The organism is Streptomyces sp. NPDC031554 (genome assembly GCF_055580685.1).
The window spans coordinates 170426-188382 of sequence record NZ_JBVIKX010000008.1 but is presented as its reverse complement, the minus strand read 5'-3'; the positions used below and the strand labels follow the sequence as shown (position 1 = coordinate 188382).

Sequence of the window (17957 nt, the reverse complement as noted above, 5' to 3'; positions counted from 1 at the left end):
GAACACGAACAACCCCCATCAGGGTCACGGGTGAACTGAGCATGGGCAAGCGGCCGTGCACGCGGGCACAGCGACGTACGGGCAGGGCAGGCAACGGAAGGCCCCGCCGAGACGGCCGCCCGGGTACGGGGCGGGCCGTCTCGAGGGGATCAGCCGGTCAGCCGGACACGTCGTCCTTCTGGTCGTCCTGTGCGACGCCCACCATGTCGCCGACCTGGTTTTCGTCGGCTGCCGCACCAGCCCAGATCCTGATGTCCGTGATCCGGCCGGGCAGGTGATGGCCCCAGGTCCCACCGACGAAGCCCTTGCCGCCGGCGAGTTCCCCGGCACCGACCACCGCCGTGTACGCGGTGTCCACACCGTTCTGGGTGGAGGCGAGGTACATGCGGATCGTCCCCTCCTGGGCGTCATAGACCCCGGTCAGGCGCACCGCGCCGCCGGCCGCCGCCTCATTGGAGTCGACCGCGATGAACGAGCCGTCATCGTTGAGGCGGCCGAAGCTCCAGAACCCGATGGGGCGGGTCAGCAGATCACCCGTCTCGTCGTCGATGTACTCCTCGGTACCGGTGCGCTGGTACCACAGCCCCCAGGCCGACCCGTCGGCGGTGCGCTGACCCAGGATCTGGGCCGTGTAACCGTTCGCCTTGGCGTTCAGGGCTTCTTGGTTCAATGCGACCTCGGTGGTCACCGTGAAGGATTCCCGGTCGTCGACGACCGGCCCCGGCGTGGTGATCGAGTCGTTGACGCCGTCCAGCACGATCGCGTCATCGGTGACGGCGGCGCCCCCGTTCATCTGCAGTGCGCGGCCGTAGCCGCTGACGGTGTCGGTGAGGGCGACGGTGCCCGTGTTGCCATGCGGTTGCCACGCCGCCACGAGCTCCACCGCGCGGCCGGTCGCGTCAGCGTTCAGCAGTTTGGCCGCCTTGGCGACCTCGGCGTCCGGCAGAGCGGTCTGGTAGGCGGCGACTTCGTCGACCCGTCCCTTCCAGTAGTTGTTGTACGTGGCGTTGTAGCCGCCGGCACGGCCGACCTGGAAGTTGCCGTCCACCACGGACGCCCGGCCTGCCTCGGGGACGGGGACCGGATCGCCCTGGCGCTGCCCGTTCACGAAGAGGCTCAGGGTGTGGGCGTCACCGTCGTAGACTCCGGCCAGGTGCGTCCAGGTCTTCAAGGTGATGCCTGGTGTCACGTCGGCGTTCGCCCCGATGTACTTACGGGTGCCGTTCTCCCACCAGTGCATCAGGAACACCCAACGGCCGACGCCCGGTGAGTAGTACAGCGAGAACCCCTTGTTGTCACTGCCCGTCTGGGACAACACCGTGCGGAAGGCCGTGTCGTCCGTCGGGTAGGCCCAGGCCGACACCGTGAACGAGGACTGCGAGTTCACTACGGGGCCGGAAGAGTCCGCGTACCCGTTCTGCTGGGCGGTGTTCGTGGTGTCGTTCAGCCACAGCGAGCGTCCGCCCTCTCCGTTCCGGGCGAACGACGACCAACCCGCCCCCGAACTGCGCAGCGTCAGGTTGTGCCGACTGCCCGGTGTCGTTCCCGTGTCGGCGGCGTTCGTCTGCGTCGACCCCGGCGCAAAGTCGTCGAAGTGCCACAGCCCCGAGGGTCCCTCACCCTCCGCGACGTTGAACCGAACCGCGGTGGTTTCCCCCGACTGGCCGGTGCCGACGCTGTCCACCGCCCGCACGTACAGCACCTGCACGCCCGAGAGCGCCGGCTTGACCGAGCGGGTGAGCGTGCTCGTCGCCGTCACCTTCGTCCAGGCTTTGTCGGTGGCGAGCTTGTACTCGAAGGCGACGATGTTGGAGTCGGCGGAGTTCTTGGTGAAGACGAACTGCCCCGCGACGCCGGGACCGCCGGTCGCAGCGCCGCAGCCGTCGCCGTCTTCCGGGCACACCGCGTACACCGCTCCCGTGGGCACGGTGACCGTCGGTGCCTTGGGACGAGTCGAGTCGATCGTGAAGTAGCACCAGCCCTTCGTCGTCACGGTGCTGTGGCTCTCGATCGCGCTGTCACCGCTGTTGTAGTAGGAGCGGGTGAACACGGCCATCCGGTAGGAGGTGTTCTGCGCCAGCGTGACCGGGGAGTCCACGGTCACCGTGGCGTTGTCCCCCACGTAACCGCTGGACGGGCGGATCGGCTCGGTCGCCACCGCCGTCCATCCGTCGGCCGTCTTGCGCTGCACGTAGAAGCGGGCTCGCAGACTGGCCTCACTCTCACCTCCCGAGGCCGCCTGCACCCGGGCACTGAACCTCGGTGTCGGATCGGAGATCCACGCCGGATCGGCCGCGTTCGTCTCGCACGAGGACGCGGCCGTCGGGCTGGTCGGTACTGCGGGCAGGCCCACATAGGTGACGGCCAGTACGGCGTCGTTCCGGAACCGCTTCCATGCCGACGGGTCCGTCTCGTCCTTGGCCTTGAGCATCAGGGTCAGTCGCGAGAACTTGCCGTCTGCGAAGCTCTTCACCGTCGGTGTGAGGTTCTCGTAGCTCTCCTTGGGGTCGTCGTTGAACTCGATCGGTGCTGCCGGAGTGTCCGGATCGCACGAGGAACCACGGCCCGCGGAGACGTTGCGGTCACCCACCAGATCCAGCGGAGTGGGACGGGAGGCCCAGGTCGTCGACGAGGAGATGTTGTCGGTCCGGTACAACTGGACCCATCTGGGGTCGCACTGGAACGCCCACGGCTCGGTCACCCGGAAGGTGGCGTCCAGCACCCGCTTGCCCTTGAGACTGGCCGGGGAGAACTCGAAGTACAAGCGCTGTGTATAGCCCGGGCCACAGTAATAGCCGCTCCAGGTACCGCACTTGCCGACACCCTTGCCCAGGTTGTCGTCCCCGTTGCCCCAGCCGTACGACTCGTAGCCGTCCGAGCGCAGCAGGGTCCGCTCCGCCTCGCCCCAGGTCACGGTGGGATCGATGTAGAGCGGGAAATGCCGGGCGTCAGTGCCTGCCAGCAGGTTCGGATCGGGCGTGACGGTGAGCGAGTCGTCGTCGATCCGCACGGCCATCGTCTTCACCGTGTCACCGGCCATCGGCTCGGCGCCGGGCTCACCGCCGTCGGCTCCTTCACCCGGGTCCGTCGCCGTGCCCGCTGTGCCCAGCGATGACGTGGCCGCCGTCGGCCCTGCCGCTCCGGAACCCGCCGAGTCCCACATCTGTGCCCTCGGGGCGCGGAACACCCAGTTGCCGTCGGCGTCGACGGCGTTGTAACCGCCGCTGCCGTTCTCGACGACGCTCAGCTCGGACGTTTGCAGGGAGTACTCGATCTGCTCCAGCTCGGGCTGTGCGGCCGCTTCCGGGGTCTTGACGACCAGCACGTGCCGGAAGCCTTCGGCGGAAGCCGTCACCTTGAGATCAACGTCCTTCAGGACGTCGCGGTACAGGGCGCTGGTTCCGTCCAGTTCCGGCTCGGGCAGCGCGTCGAGCCAGCCCAAGGCGAGAGAACGCCCGCCCTTTTTGATGCGCACCAGTGGATCATCGGCGCCGCCACCGGAGAACTTCATGTCCACGGCGGCCGCCTCGGGCACCACCGACCCGTCCGACCTGCGTACCAGTGTGGCGTCCGGGGTCCGCCAGCCCCCGCCGGCCGTCGCCACCCGCACCGGAACCGCCGACTGCTCCAGTGTGAACGTCTCACCATCGGGGTTGGCGTACACGGTCGTGTCCTGCGACCGCTCCCCCACCACCTCGACGCGCTCACCCGTTTCCCCGGCCTCCGCCAGCGCCTGCACCGCCTCATTCCGCGCGGGAGTGGCCTCAGCGGCGACGGTGGTGTCGGCTTGTACGGTCACCTGCGCCACCGCAGGCGTGAGTCCGAGCAACAACGCGGCAGCCGTCAACGTCGGTAACCCACCGCAGAACCAAGCGCGTCTTCGAGAACGCACACGCATTCGCCCCCACCCCGTCCCCTCGTGTCACGCTCCGTTGCCCAATTCCAGGAGCCGTCACATACAACATCAACTTCTTGGGACATGACAAGAAGATCGTGAAGAGAGTGAGGAGAATTTTTGACCAGGCACTCACAGGCATGCCCACGAAGCTTTTAATTCAAAACAAATAACGACTCATGAATTAACGTCACTCGAATAAAAAATGAATAGATGATCCGGGGAGAATGTTTTTCGCCAGCCGGCCAGGAAACGGCCCTCTCGACCATTCAGCGGTGACGGCAGAGTCACTGGGACGACTCGATGCCCTTGTGGGCGAGGTGGCGACGGCCACCTCTCCGACGGAGCCGCTCATCCAAACCGAGGCTGTTGTTCCGGTCTGCTATCAGGTGGGCCTTCGATCCAGACTTGTCGCGGTCGATCCATTCGATCCCGCCAGCGGCCTGCTCGGCGGCCGAACGTCAGCAGCAGCCGCCTCCAGATGAATCCCGAGTTCACCATGGAATTGACTACTACCGAATGCTCACGGTCACCGGCGCGACAACAGTCGCCTCCTCGCGGACTCACGACCTGTTCCCGCGGGACCACCCGCCGGTGTACAACTCGTCCAGAGAACGCTCGGCCATGATCAGCATGACGGCATTCAGTTTCCGTGAACCGAGGCGGAAAGTATGGGGACGTCGTGGAACTGGCGAAGGTCTTGCCGGGTTCGCCTCAGCCGCCGCGGTGCCGGGTGACGGCTCTCGCGGTCCACAGGTAGCGCTGACCATCGGGCATTTCGGCGATCTGGACATGGATGCGGCCGGATACCGCGAACGCCTCGTAGATGTTCCACAGCGGGCAAGCTCAGCCGCCCTGCACATCCGCCGTGCAAGGCAGCCGCCACCGTGGATGGCTCCGGGTGGGCACCTGCCGGCTACACCGCATCCTCTCGTTGCAACGGCCGTAAAGGGGATGGACCCGTGACCGCATCTCAGGCGTTCTCGTCATGGATCCGCGCACCCAGATCCTCTGCCCACTCCAGCGCCCACGCCTTGAGTTCTTCGGTCTGCCGGGAGGTGAGCCCGTACGCGGTGTAGTCCTCATCCTCGTACCAGTCCGCGCCGACGAGCCGGTCCCGGAGGTCTTCGAGGCTGAACTCGTCGTGGGCGCGACGGCGGCCCAGGGATTCGAGGTCGGCGGTGGAGCGGTGACGGGAGGCAGCCTGGACGTCGATGAGGTCACGGACGGTGCCGCGGTCGGCGAGGGCACGGACCTTGGTGCCGATTACGTCATCGAGGGAAAGAACAGGGCCGTAGGGGGTCTGAGCGGGAGGGGCCCAGAACGCCTCCTTGAGGACGTCGACCTCGCACTCCTCATCGGTGTCCGGCTCGGTGACGAGGAAACGGCCGCTAAGCGGATCGGTCTGGACGTGCGTGGTCCGCCATCCGCGCGCGCTGAGACCCGCTGTGAGGGAGGCGACGATCTCCTGCATCGGAGCGGGGTTCTCGGTGGCGACGTCGAGGTCACGGCTGAAGCGTTCGACCAGGCCGTGGGCCTGCACGGCGTATCCGCCGGTGAGGACCAGAGGGTAGGGGGAGCCGAGGTCGAGGATGTCGGCGAGGAGACTCGTGGAGCGGAGTGAGCTTCACGCGGCGGTCGCGCCGGCCGGAGCGGTGCGGAGCAGCTCGGGGAAGGCGTCCTCCCAGACCTCGCGAATGTAGGGACTGATCAAGCGCCGCAGCACGGGCCACTGCTCGGCGAGCAGCCGGTGGTGCAGGAGGGCCACCAGGTCCTCACTCAGTCCTTCGGCCAGGACGGTCCGGTAGAGCGTCATGCGGGACTTCGGACGGTCCAGGCTGTAGCTCGTCCGCCCGGACCAGACGATGTGGAGCGGCAGGTCCACGCTGCCCTCGACGGGGCCGGCCAGCTCCTGCAAGCGCTCGGGCAGTCGGCTGCGGTAGCGGTCCCGCAGTACCTCGGCGCGGGCGACGGTGATCGTCGCATCCATACGTCCAGTATTACTGCCGGGAGGCGGCGGCATGACGGATGCTGCCCCCGTCATACGTACGGGGCGGGCGCCGCCCGCCCCCTCGGACACCTCACCCGGTGGGCGCATAGCGCATCATGTGGCCCACCCTTGCAGCCCTTCCAGGTGGCGCAGCAGCCAGCTGCCCTGCCCTCCCAGGACCAACCTGGCTCGCGGACGCAGGCGATCATGACACAGCAGGTCATGCGGAGGTCGCCTCGGTGGAGTCGCTGCGGCATCGCTCTCGGTATCGAGAAGGACGCCGGTGCCGAGGGCGAGGCCCATGTGAACCGGACAGCGTGTGGGCTTCGAGCAGGCCGAGACACAGCGAGCGCAGGACCGCTCGGGGCGTGCTTCCGGCCGGTCGTTCCCTCCTTCGCGGCCCGTGGCCCGCCACCGCCGACGCCCTTGTCACCGTGTCCGGCCTCACCGTGGCACGACCAGTCACGTGGCCGGACCGCGCTGACCGCGCCACGGTTCGTCAGGGGCGGCAGGACGGCCGGACGCTGCGCAGCTGGGGCCGCAGCACGGGCGTGCCGTCGACAGGCGCCGGGTCCTGCGCGGTCGGCTCGATACCGCCGGCTGCGATCTTGTCGAGCGTCTCCAGACCGGTGGCGCCGACCGTGCCGAACACCGTGTAGTTCGGTCGCAACGCGGAGTCGCCGTAGACGACGAAGAACTGCGAACCGTTCGTGTCCGGACCGGCGTTGGCCATCGCCAGCAGGCCGCGTCCGTAGAGGCGACGGACGCCGGTCGGGTCGCTCGGCGCCGGCGGCAGGTCCACCGGCAGCTCGTCCTTGTACTTGTACCCCGGCCCGCCCTCGCCGGTGCCGGTCGGATCGCCGCACTGCAGGACCTTCAGCGTCGGGTACGCCGTCAGCCGATGACACACCGTACGGTCGTAGAAGCGGTGCTGCGCCAGGTGCACGAAGCTCTGGACCGTGCACGGCGCCTTCGCCCGGTCCAGGTGCAGCGGGAGCGGGCCCTGGCTGGTCGGGACAGCCATGTCGACCGCACCGCGGCTGGGGGTGTGTCGCGGGTCGGGCGGCAGGGGAACCGGCCGCGCTGCCGGCTCGTCCGGGGTCTGGGCGTACCGGCAGGGGCCGTGTGTGGTTCGCGGCGGGGCATCGGAAGCGGAGGCGGTACCGCCCCCGGACGTGACCAACGCCAATGCCGCCAATGCGGTCATGAGTGCTCGGTTCATCCTGCACACCCTCCCGAAGATCGCCGGTTTCGGAGCGGTCGCAGTCTAGGGCCGGGCTCGGAGGGTGGGAACGTGCGCTCCAGGCCACATCCGTCTCAGCGGCTTTCGGCCCGCGGCCGGAGGCCGCTTCATTCGGATGGGGCGCATCGTCGCCGGCCGGTCAGGGCGTCCACCTTCCGGCTGCACCCGCCCGTCTCGTCGGACAGCTTCCGCTCCGGCACGGAACCCGAAGGGCTCCCGCGAGTCACGTCCTCGCGGGAGCCCTTCGTATCACCGCCTGCAAGTGAAGGTTGAGAAGACGATCACGAGCAGGACGTCTGTGCGGACGCTGTCACGGCGTCACGGCGCGAGCAGCAGGCTGTCGCCGCGCTCCTTGGCGGCGGCGTAGCGCTTGGCCACGTCCTGCCAGTTGACGACGGCCCACATGGCGTCGATGAAGTCGACCTTCTGGTTCTTGTACTGGAGGTAGAAGGCGTGCTCCCAGGCGTCGAAGACCAGGATCGGGGTGGAGCCCTGCCCGACGTTGCCCTGGTGGTCGTAGACCTGCTCGACGATCAGCCGGCCGCTCAGCGGCTCGTACGCCAGCACGCCCCAACCCGAACCCTGGGTCGTCGCGGCGGCCTTGGTGAGCTGCGTCTTGAAGCCGGCGAAGGAGCCGAAGGACTCGGCGATCGCGTCGGCGAGGTCACCGACACCGTCGGCGGCCAGCGGCTCGCCACCGCCGTCGCCGGTCATGTTGTGCCAGTAGATGGAGTGCAGGATGTGCCCGGAGAGGTGGAAGGCCAGGTTCTTCTCCAGGCCGTTGATCGAGCCCCACTGCTCCTTGTCCCGGGCCTCCGCCAGCTGCTCCAGTGTGTCGTTCGCGCCCTTGACGTAGGCCGCGTGGTGCTTGTCGTGGTGCAGCTCGACGATCTGCGGATTGATGACCGGTTCGAGCGCCGCGTAGTCGTAGGGAAGCTCCGGGAGCGTGTAAACCGCCATGTCCAACGTCCTCCGCCATAATTGCAACCGATGCGCAGTTGCACGTTAGCAGCAGATGAGACTGATTGCCGATCAGGCACAGGCCCCAGGACCGCGGTCGCGTCGTGGACCCGGGGGGCGTTCCCACCGGCGCGAGAGACCCGCGATCCATCGGGCCTTCATGGCGCCGGTGGGCATCGGCGAGCAGCGCCTCCCACCAGGCGCGAGGAAGGCCAGGGGCGGCGAGACGCCCGTCGATGAACACCGCGTCCGGCGTTCGGGCCGGCCCCGACGACGGTCGCAGCGGCGGTCGCGGCGGCGGCGGGCGCAGCGCCGGGCGGGACGGGGCGCATGGGGGTCACCGCTCGGCGCCTGGGCGTTCGGGTGCCGTCAACGGACCCGCACGTTCACGGCGGTGACCTGCGCGCCCCTGAGGGGGTACACATCAGTGCCGAGTTATTGCGCAATACTTGCAATAGCTTTTCGATTGCAGGAAGGGCGGAGATGGGTCCTCCGATCGTTCCCGGCATCGAGTCCTCCTGTGACGAGACCGGCGCCGGGCTGATCCGCGACGGGCGGCTGCCGGGGCATGGGTGGCGTGGGCGGTGGCGGCCTGCGCCGATTACGGTGCGGAGACCCTGGCCGGTGGCGGCCTGATGGACATCCGCGTCTTCAAGGACGCCGAGTTGCTCGCGCACGTCGAGGCCCTGCGCTCCGTGTACGTCGACGCCTTCCTCGCCCCGCCGTGGAACGAGGACGAGGAGAAGGCCGTCGAGTTCGTCGGGCGGCTGCCGGTGAACGTACGGCGTCCGGGCTTCACGGCCGTCACCGCGGTGAGCCACGGGGAGGTGCTCGGCTTCGCCACGGCCTGGACCACCCCCACACCCTTCCCCGATGACCGCTGCCACCCGCAGGCCGCCGCCGGACTCGGCACCGAGCGCACCCTCGACTGGCTGTGCGGCGCCCTCGAGGTCGACGAACTCGCCGTCCGCCCCTCCGCCCAGGGCACCCGCCTCACCACGACGCTCCTCGAGGCCGTCACCGCCGACGCCCCCGAAGGCCGCAGCTGGCTTCTCACCTCGGTCGGGGCGCCCCGGGCCACCTCCTTCTACCGCCGCCAGGGCTGGGCCCAGGCCACCCATCCCTCTCCGCGGGGCAATGGCATCGCGGTCTTCCTAGGCCCGGATCATCCGGCCCGTACGGCTGCCGCGCTGTCCTTATGACCACCCCGGAACTCCGCCTGCCGCCGGCAAGACGTCCGCCCGGGCTTCATCGGTGACGGACTGATGCGCGGCGTGCCCGGGCAGTCCTTCAATCGCACATAATGTGCAACAACGATTCACAAGCAACAAGGGTGTGAGGCTCATGACGACCCGTCGGATACGAGGTGCCGCCGTCACGGTGGCGGCGATGGTGGCCGGGGTCACCGCCTGCTCCGCGCCCAGCGATGACGAAAGCGGCGGCGACTCCACCGACTCGGTCGTGATCGGGGTGGCCTCGGAGCCCGACACCCTCAGCCCCCTGCTGGGCTACGGCAAGGACGGCAACTCGAAGATCTTCGACGGCCTCCTCGCCCGGGACGCCCACCTGAAGCTGAGACCGGCCCTGGCGAAGGACCTTCCCGAGGTGGCCGCCGACGGGCTCACCTACACCTACACCCTCCGCGACGGCGTGAAGTTCAGCGACGGCAAGCCGCTCACCGCCGCCGACGTGGTCTTCACCTACGACACGATCCTCGACGCCGAGACCAACAACACCGCCCGGAGCGAACTGGACGCCGTCAAGGACGTGCGCGCGGACGGCGACGACAAGGTGGTCTTCACCCTCGAGTACCCCTACGCCCCGTTCGCCGGACGCACCGTCCTGCCGATCGTCCCCGAGCACATCGCCGGCAAGCAGGACCCCAACACCGGATCCTTCAACACCGAACCGGTCGGCACCGGCCCGTACACGCTCTCCGCCTGGCGCAAGGGCGAGAAGCTCACCTTCAAGGCCAACCCGCACTACTGGGGCGGCGAACCGAAGGTGAAGACGTTCACCATGGCCGTCATCGCGGACGACAACGTGCGCGCCACCCGGCTGCGCTCGGGTGACCTCGACGGCGCCGTCCTCCCGCCCAACCTGGCCGCCACCTTCAAGAGCGACAACGGCAGGAAGACGTACGACGCGAAGTCCTACGACTTCCGCGCCGTCACCCTCCCCACCGCGGGCGAGGTCACGGGCGACCGTGCGATACGGCAGGCCCTCGACGCCGCCGTGGACCGCGAGGCCATGGTCGACAAGATCCTCGACGGCGCCGGCCGACCGGCCTACGGGCCGCTGCCGGTCGACGACCCGTGGTACGCGAAGGGCATCGAGCGCGGACAGGACCTCACCAAGGCCGAGCGGATCCTGGATCAGGCCGGCTGGAAGACCGGCGAGGGCGGCGTCCGCGCCAAGGACGGACGGCGGGCGGCGTTCACCCTGCTCTACCCCTCCGGCGACAAGGTCCGCCAGGACCACGCCCTCGCCTACGCCTCCGACGCCGGGAAGGCCGGCATCGACGTGACGGTGGAGAGCGCCACCTGGGAGGTCATCGAGCCCCGGATGAAGGACGACGCCGTCCTCGCCGGCTTCGGCAGCACCGGCGACCCCGACTTCGGGCTCCACACCCTGCTGCACTCCTCCCTCGCCGGCGACGGCTTCAACAACATGGCCCGCTACGACGACGCGGTCGTGGACAAGGCCCTCGACACCGGCCGCCGCAGCTCGGACGCGGCGACCCGGAAGGCCGCCTACGAGACGCTCCAGCGCGAGTTGGTGAAGAACCCCGGTTACACCTTCCTCACCCACATCGACCACCTCTACGTGCTCGCCGACCGCTGGAGCGGTCTGACCACGCAGCTCGAACCGCACGAGCACGGCTTCGCCAGCGGCCCCTGGTGGAACATCGAGGACTGGCAGCCGAAGAAGTGAGCACCAGGTCCCTGCCCTGGGGGGCGATGGCGCGCCTGGCGGGGCGGCGGGCGCTGTTCGCCGTCCCCCTCCTCCTCGTCGTCACCTTCGGCGTGTTCGCCATCGCCGCCGCCTCCCCCTTCGACCCCGTCAAGGCCTACGCGGGCACGGCCGCCCTCGGCGCCGACCAGGAGACCCTGGACCGGCTGCGGGACAACCTGGGCGCGGACCGGCCCTTCACCGCCCGCTGGTGGGAGTGGCTGACCTCCGCTCTCAGCGGCGACCTGGGCCAGTCCAGCGTGCTACGGCAGCCGGTGACGCAGGTCATCGGTGAACGCCTGGTGTGGTCCTCGCTGTTGTGCGCGGTCGCGTTCGTCGCGGCCGTGCTGGCAGGCACCGTGCTGGGGGTGCTGGCCGCCCGCCGCCCCGGATCGTGGCTCGACCGGATCGTCAGCTCGCTCGCCTACACCCTGGAGGCGGCGCCGGTCTTCTGGATCGCCCTGCTGGCCGTCTGGCTGTTCGCGCTCCAGTGGGACGTCCTCCCGGCGGGCGGTCTCACCGACACCGCGAGCGAGCGGGTCACCGCGGGGCAGGTCGCGAGCCACCTCGTCCTGCCCGCCGGCGTGCTCGCCGTCTCCCAGATCCCCTGGTTCACCCTCTACGTGCGCCAGGGGGTCGGCGACGCCCTGGCGGAGGACCCGGTGCGCGGAGCCCGCGCACGGGGACTGAGCGAGAGCACCGTCCTGCTGGGGCACGCCCTGCGCTCCGGACTCCTCCCGGTCCTCACCCTGATCGGCTCCCGTGTCCCCGAACTCATCACCGGCGCCCTGCTGGTGGAGAGTGTCTTCAGCTGGCCCGGCATCGCGGCGGCCACCGTCGAGGCGGCCACCGCCGTCGACTTCCCCCTGCTCGCCGCCCTCACCACCCTGGCCACCGCCGCCGTCCTCGTCGGCAACCTGCTCGCCGACCTCCTCTACGGACTGTTCGACCCGAGGGTGGAACTCAGTGAAATGTGACTCCCATGGCTGAGGCCACGATCGAGACCGAAAAGCCTCCCGGGACCGTGTGGCGCTCCCCCGGCACGAACCGCCGCTCGACCCGCACCCTGCGCGTGCGCACCTCGGTCGTCCTGGTGACGACGACCGCGCTCGCCGTGCTGCTCGTACCGCCGCTGGTCCACCTCGACCAGCAGGCCGTCGACCTGTCCGCCAAGCTGCTGCCGCCCTCCTGGGCGCACCCCTTCGGCACCGACGACGTGGGCCGGGACCTGCTGCTGCGCTGCGTCTACGGCCTCAGGGTCTCCCTGCTCGTCGGGGTGGCCGCGGCCCTCACCGCGACCGTGATCGGCACGGCCGTCGGGGCCACCGCAGGGGCGCTGGGAGGGTGGGCCGACCGGGCCCTCATGCGGCTCGTCGACACCTTCTCCTCCGTTCCCCACCTGCTGCTCGGCATCTTCATCGTCGCGATGTTCCGGCCCGGCGTCTGGCCGGTCGTGGTCTCCGTCGCGCTCACCCACTGGTTGTCGACCGCCCGCATCGTGCGCGCCGAAGTGCTCTCCCTGCGCTCCCGGCCGTACATCGACGCCGCCGTCTCCGGCGGTGCCTCCCGGTGGCGGGTCGCGGTACGGCACCTGCTGCCCGGTGTGCTGCCCCAGGCCGCGCTCGCCGCCGTCCTGATGGTGCCGCACGCCATGTGGCACGAGTCCGCCCTGTCCTTCCTGGGACTCGGCCTGCCCACCCACATGGCCAGCCTCGGCAACCTCGTCCAGAGCGCGCGCGGCTCACTGCTGGCCGGGCAGTGGTGGCCGACCCTCTTCCCCGGCCTGTTCATCATCGTCCCCACCCTCGCCGTCGCCGGCCTCGCCGGAGCCTGGCGGGAACGGATCAACCCCCGCCGCCGATCGGAGCTGATGCTGTGACTTCCACCGAACGGCCTCCAGTCCTGTCGGTCCGCGGCCTGTCGGTGCGTTTCCTGATGCCCGGCGGCCGGCGCATCGCCGCCGTCACCGACGCCCGCTTCGACGTCGCGCCGGGCGAGTGCCTGGCCCTGATCGGAGAAAGCGGCTGCGGCAAGTCCGTCCTGGTCTCCGCCCTCCTCGGCCTGCTCCCCGCCAACGCCCAGACCGCCGGCCGGGCCCGCCTCGGCGACCTCGAACTCCTCACCGCCGACGAGCGCACCCTCGCCCGTACCGTCCGGGGCCGCCGCATCGGCCTCGTCCCCCAGAGCCCGGCCGCGCACCTCACCCCCGTGCGCACCATCCGCTCACAACTGGAGGAGACGGTCGCCGCGCTGACGGGCGTACGAGGCCGCGCGGCCGTACGCGAAGCCGCCGAGGCCGCGGCGGAGCGTACGGCGTTCCCCGCCGACCACCTCGACCGCCACCCCCACGAACTCTCCGGCGGTCTCGCCCAGCGGGCCGCCACCGCCCTCGCCCTCGTCGGCGACGCGCCTCTCCTGCTGGCCGACGAACCGACCACCGGACTCGACCGCGACCTGGTGAGGTACACGGTCGACGAGCTGCGACGTCACATCGACGACGCCGACCGGGCCCTGCTGATGATCACCCACGACCTCGCCGCCGCCGCGCACATCGCCGACCGCGTCGCCGTCATGTACGCCGGCCGCATCGTCGAGATCACCGACGCGGCCGCCTTCTTCGGCGTTCCCGGCCCTCGCCACCCCTACAGCCGGGGCCTGCTCGACGCCCTGCCCGACCGCGCCTTCACACCCGTCCCCGGCATGCCCCCGGAACTCGGCGACCTCCCCGACGGCTGCGCCTTCGCCCCACGCTGCGACCGCGCCACCGACACCTGCACCACCGTCCCTGCGCTGACCGACGCCGTCGCCTGTCACCACCCGCACGTCACGGAGGACGCCCGTGCTTGAACTGCACGCCATCACCGCCGGATACGACAGGAACGCCCCCGTCGTCCGAGGCGCCTCCCTCACCGTCGAGCCGGGCGAAGCCGTCGGCCTGCTCGGTCCCAGCGGCTGCGGCAAATCCACCCTGGCCCGCGTCGCCGCCCTCCTGCACCGCCCCGATTCCGGAACCGTCCACCTCGACGGCACACCGGTACGCCACTGGCGCCACCGCGCCCCACGCGAACAACGCACCGCCTTCGGCGTCGTCTTCCAGCAGCCCAGGCTCTCCGCGGATCCCCGGCTGAAGCTCACCGACCTGATCGCCGAACCCCTGCGCGCCACCGGCCACCACGACGCGCGACGGCCCGAGCGGGTCACCGAGCTCGCGGCGACCGTCGGCCTGACCCCGGACCTGCTCGCCAGACGCCCCCACGAAGTCAGCGACGGCCAGCTCCAACGCGCCTGCCTCGCCCGCGCCCTCGTCCTGCGCCCCCGTTGGCTCGTCTGCGACGAGATGACCGCCATGCTCGACGCCTCCACCACCGCCGCACTCGTGACGGCCGTCGAGGACTACCGCCGCACCACCGGCGCGGGCCTGCTCGCCGTCGGCCACGACCGCACCCTCCTGGACCGCTGGTGCGACCGCACCGTCCACTGGGACACGCTCCGCGGTTGACCGTTCATCGCCGGGGCCGACGCGACATCGGCTCACCACACCACGGACACGCCGGAGGATGCTTTCGCGTGGTCGCGGGGCTTCCCGTCGCCGGGCCGGTCGGCGTCGTGGCGCCGTACGGGGCCGGCCGCCGTATCGTCGGGGTGCCGGAAGCCTGTCGGGGGGACGACGTGAGGCGGATGCCATGAGCGTGCTCCACATCGCACTGCAGGAGGACTTCCAGGGCGAGCACGTCGTGGTCGCCGTGGACGGAACCGTCGTCCTGGACGACCCCTCGGTGCGCACCAGACGGCAGATCGGCCTGGCCCGCCTCCTCGAGGTTCCGGTACGGGACGGCGGGGTCACGGTGGAGGTCTCGGTCCGGGGAGGGCCACGTGAGAGCGTGGAGATCGACACCACCGTCACCAAGGCGGTGCTGGTCGGCCTCGGCGCCGACGACGGCCTCACCCTCCGCGCGCGAGGAGACCTCCCCGGTTACGTGTGACCGGCACGTCCGCCGGGCGAGGCGCTCCGCGGACGGGCTCGATCGGGTGCGGTCGAATTGCGACCCGGCGTGGTCGGACTTCCACTTGAAGGGTCCGGCCTTCCCACGGCGGTCCGGCCTTCCCACGGCAGGGGTGTGCGCTCGGCGGCACCACCGGACGGGGTGCGCGCTCCGGACCGGTTCGGCAGCCGTCCGCGTCCCGCTCGGACATACCGACGGTTGCGGCGCCCCGCCCTGACGCGGCAGGCCGTGCCGCCGGGCCGAACGCCCGCAGACCGCGGACCGCGCGCCGCGTGCCGCGCGCCCCGAAGCGGCCGGACACCCACCCCTTCCGCTGCACCACCACGCACGGGCGACGGAGCCCGGGCTGAGGAGAGGCCGGCATGACCACACAGAAGCACCGCCCGCCGACCGGTATCGACGAACTCGTCCGTGCCGTCGTCGAGGAGATCTCCCGCCTCGCCGGTGACGGCCGGTCCCGGGCCGGGTACGGATCGGGACCGTACGCCGACGGTGTGCGGGACCGCGGGGACATGACGGCCGGCGCTCAGTCGGGAGTGCGGGACGCGGCCCTCCTGGTCCAGCGCAGCGGCGTGTACGTCCGCACCGACCTGCCCGTCGTCCCCGTCCCCGTCCCCGACGGCGCGCAGGTCGTGCAGAACGTACCGCCGGTGTCCGGCGTGGTCGCGGTCGTCGCGCCGGAGATGCGGCCGACCGGTGCGGCGGTGCCGGGGGGCGCTCTTCCCGAGGAGAGCGCGATCGCGGTGGAGCGGTCCCGGACGGGTCGGCCGCCGGCGGAGACGATCCCGCCCGGCGCCGCCCTCGGCCTGTTCGAGGAACTCCGCGTGGACGTGGACGGGCCGGCCCCCACGATGACCGTCTCGGGCCGCGTCTGGCGGCTCGTCACCGGCGGTCTCACCTGGATCGCCAAGGTGACCGAGCAGCCGGACGGCTCGTACGCCGGCCCGATCGGCTACCGCGACGGCAACGCCTCCCTGCGCCCCGCCACCTCGGTCCGCGTGCGGCTCTCCGGCCGCCCGCCACTGCAACCGCTCGCCGCGCAGGTGACCTTCAGCCGCCCGGGCGCGGCCGACCTGGTCCTCGGTTACACCTTCGCGCGGTCGGCGTTCCGCGAGGTGGGGATCGAGTTCGACCGCGTCGAGGGGGCCGAGCAGACGGACGCGTACGCGCTGCACGACCACCCGGTCCGGCCCGCCGGCCTTCCCGACATCACCCTCACGGTGGAGGACGCCTACGCCCGCCAGGGCATCCAGGTCACCCGCACCCGCGGCAGCAACGTGATCCCGCGCTCGGCCTCGGTCGACGACAAGTGGTCCGACATCGAGATGCACGACGCGATGCAGCAGCACTGGTCCGAGTGGAGGCCGGGGCCCGGTGGGCAGGGCGTCGCCCAGTGGCAGGTGTGGACCCTGTTCGCGGGTCTGCACGACATGGGCCGAAAGCTCGGCGGGATCATGTTCGACGACATCGGGACCGCCCAGCGGCAGGGCTGCGCGATCTTCTCGGACTCGTTCATCTCCGAGCTCCCGCCGAACGACCCCGCGCCGGAAGCGTTCGCCCGCCGGATGCGCTTCTGGACGGCCGTGCACGAGATCGGGCACTGCTTCAACCTCGCGCACGCCTGGGACAAGGCGGAGGGGACTCCCTGGATGCCCCTCGTCGACGAGCCCGAGTCCCGGAGCTTCATGAACTACCCGTTCCTGGTCCACGGTGGGGAGCAGGCGTTCTTCCGCGACTTCTCGTACTTCTTCTCGGAGAACGAGCTGCGCTTCCTGCGGCACGCACCCGAGCGGTTCGTGCAGATGGGCAGCATCCCCTGGTTCGACCACCACGCCTTCGAGCAGGTCCGCCAGTACTCCGTCCCCGGCCCCCTGACGCTCTCGCTCCGCACCGGCCGCGATCCCGACCACCAGGGCGCGTACCGCTACGGCATGCTGGAGCCGGTGATCGGGGAGCTGAAGCTGGCCAACACCTCCACCGACCCGGTGATGGTCGACGGCAACAAGCTGATGGGCGACGACCTCGGCGTCGTCATCCAGCGCGAGGGGGAGACCGAAGCCCGGATGCACCGGCCGTACATGAAGTACTGCATGCGCCCCGAACCCGTCGTGCTGCAGCCCGGTGAGGCACTGTACGGGCAGATCGTGCTCAGCTCCGGACTCGGCGGCTGGCAGATGGCCGAACCCGGCACGTACCGCGTGTACGCCGCGCTGCGCACGGCCGCCGCCGGCGCCTCGACGGGGCAGGTCATGGCCGCGCCGCTCAGGCTCCGGGTGGAGCGCCCGGCCGGCCGTGAGCAGGAGCGGCTGGCGGACGACGTCTGCACGGACGCCGTGGGACGCGTGCTGGCGCTGGGCGGAAGCCGGGTGCTGCGGGGAGCCAACGACGTGCTGCGCGACGTCGTGGACCGTATTCCCGACGAGGCCGTCGCCAGGCACGCCGCCGCCTGCCTGGCGCTGGCGGAGACCGTCCCCGGCAAGGTCGTGCGGAACGGTGGCGACGGCGGCAGTCCGCGCCTGGAGCTCACGACGGCCGACCTCAAGTCGGGGTGGCGGCGCACCGAGCAGGCGTACGGGGATCTGGACGCCGCCGCCGAGACGTTCGGCCACATCCGTCTGACCCGCGACATCGAGCACATCGCCCGGTCGCTGGACCGGCAGGGCAAGAGCGAGCCCGCCACGCGGTTGGTGAGAGGTCTCGCCCGGACCCTGGAGAGCCGCCGGGTCAAGCCCGCTGTGGTGAAGCGGGTCCGCAAACTGGAGCAGCAGCTCGCGGACGGCGGCCGGTAGACGGCCGCCCGCGCCGGACTGTTTCACCTGAACTCCTCCCGGACGCCCGGGAGTTCGCGCCGGCCGCGCCCACGACGGTGCGGGACGACGAGCCCGGTGCCCGGCGATCGCCGAGCGGGACGGG

12 protein-coding genes and 2 pseudogenes are annotated in these 17957 nt (G+C 70.5%); 8 read left to right on the top strand and 6 right to left on the bottom strand.

What is annotated here, in order from left to right:
• Positions 1-157 precede the first annotated feature (157 nt).
• From ACZ5FU_RS21850 to ACZ5FU_RS21825, 6 genes and pseudogenes are all read right to left on the bottom strand, one after another.
• Positions 158-3799: a LamG-like jellyroll fold domain-containing protein gene (locus tag ACZ5FU_RS21850; RefSeq protein WP_469046325.1), complete on the bottom strand. Its 3642-nt coding sequence runs from the start codon at positions 3797-3799 to the stop codon at positions 158-160.
• 813 nt (positions 3800-4612) lie between these two features.
• Positions 4613-4738 (bottom strand): annotated as a pseudogene (locus ACZ5FU_RS21845) (short-chain fatty acyl-CoA regulator family protein); the annotation flags it as partial.
• Positions 4739-4868: 130 nt separating this feature from the next.
• Positions 4869-5526 (bottom strand): annotated as a pseudogene (locus ACZ5FU_RS21840) (nucleotidyl transferase AbiEii/AbiGii toxin family protein).
• Positions 5523-5885: a hypothetical protein gene (locus tag ACZ5FU_RS21835; RefSeq protein WP_451529615.1), complete on the bottom strand. Its 363-nt coding sequence runs from the start codon at positions 5883-5885 to the stop codon at positions 5523-5525. Before ACZ5FU_RS21835 ends, ACZ5FU_RS21840 begins: the two are co-directional and overlap by 4 nt.
• Before the next feature lie 499 nt (positions 5886-6384).
• Positions 6385-6909, bottom strand: coding sequence for a peptidylprolyl isomerase (locus ACZ5FU_RS21830; protein ID WP_469046323.1), 525 nt, complete (start codon positions 6907-6909; stop codon positions 6385-6387).
• Between the two features lie 537 nt (positions 6910-7446).
• Positions 7447-8088, bottom strand: a complete 642-nt coding sequence (locus tag ACZ5FU_RS21825) for a superoxide dismutase (protein WP_451529613.1) — start codon at positions 8086-8088, stop codon at positions 7447-7449.
• 635 nt (positions 8089-8723) lie between these two features.
• Between ACZ5FU_RS21825 and ACZ5FU_RS21820 the strand changes: the two genes are divergently transcribed.
• From ACZ5FU_RS21820 to ACZ5FU_RS21785, 8 genes are all read left to right on the top strand, one after another.
• Positions 8724-9290, top strand: a complete 567-nt coding sequence (locus ACZ5FU_RS21820) for a GNAT family N-acetyltransferase (protein ID WP_469046321.1) — start codon at positions 8724-8726, stop codon at positions 9288-9290.
• 142 nt (positions 9291-9432) lie between these two features.
• Positions 9433-11022, top strand: a complete 1590-nt coding sequence (locus ACZ5FU_RS21815; RefSeq protein WP_468641633.1) for an ABC transporter substrate-binding protein — start codon at positions 9433-9435, stop codon at positions 11020-11022.
• A gap of 26 nt (positions 11023-11048) precedes the next feature.
• Positions 11049-12017, top strand: a complete 969-nt coding sequence (locus ACZ5FU_RS21810) for an ABC transporter permease (RefSeq protein WP_451531093.1) — start codon at positions 11049-11051, stop codon at positions 12015-12017.
• 5 nt (positions 12018-12022) lie between these two features.
• The gene (locus ACZ5FU_RS21805) at positions 12023-12919 is read left to right on the top strand and encodes an ABC transporter permease (RefSeq protein ID WP_469046320.1); all 897 of its coding nucleotides are present in this window, start codon (positions 12023-12025) and stop codon (positions 12917-12919) included.
• A 56-nt stretch (positions 12920-12975) separates the two neighbouring features.
• Complete coding sequence (locus ACZ5FU_RS21800; protein ID WP_451531092.1) at positions 12976-13887, top strand: ABC transporter ATP-binding protein; 912 nt, start codon at positions 12976-12978, stop codon at positions 13885-13887.
• Positions 13880-14539 (top strand): ABC transporter ATP-binding protein, encoded by a 660-nt coding sequence (locus ACZ5FU_RS21795; RefSeq protein WP_451531088.1) that lies wholly within the window; start codon positions 13880-13882, stop codon positions 14537-14539. Before ACZ5FU_RS21800 ends, ACZ5FU_RS21795 begins: the two co-directional genes overlap by 8 nt.
• A 184-nt stretch (positions 14540-14723) precedes the next feature.
• Positions 14724-15023: a hypothetical protein gene (locus ACZ5FU_RS21790; protein WP_451531087.1), complete on the top strand. Its 300-nt coding sequence runs from the start codon at positions 14724-14726 to the stop codon at positions 15021-15023.
• Positions 15024-15406: 383 nt separating this feature from the next.
• Positions 15407-17833, top strand: a complete 2427-nt coding sequence (locus ACZ5FU_RS21785) for a hypothetical protein (RefSeq protein ID WP_469046319.1) — start codon at positions 15407-15409, stop codon at positions 17831-17833.
• Positions 17834-17957: the final 124 nt, after the last annotated feature.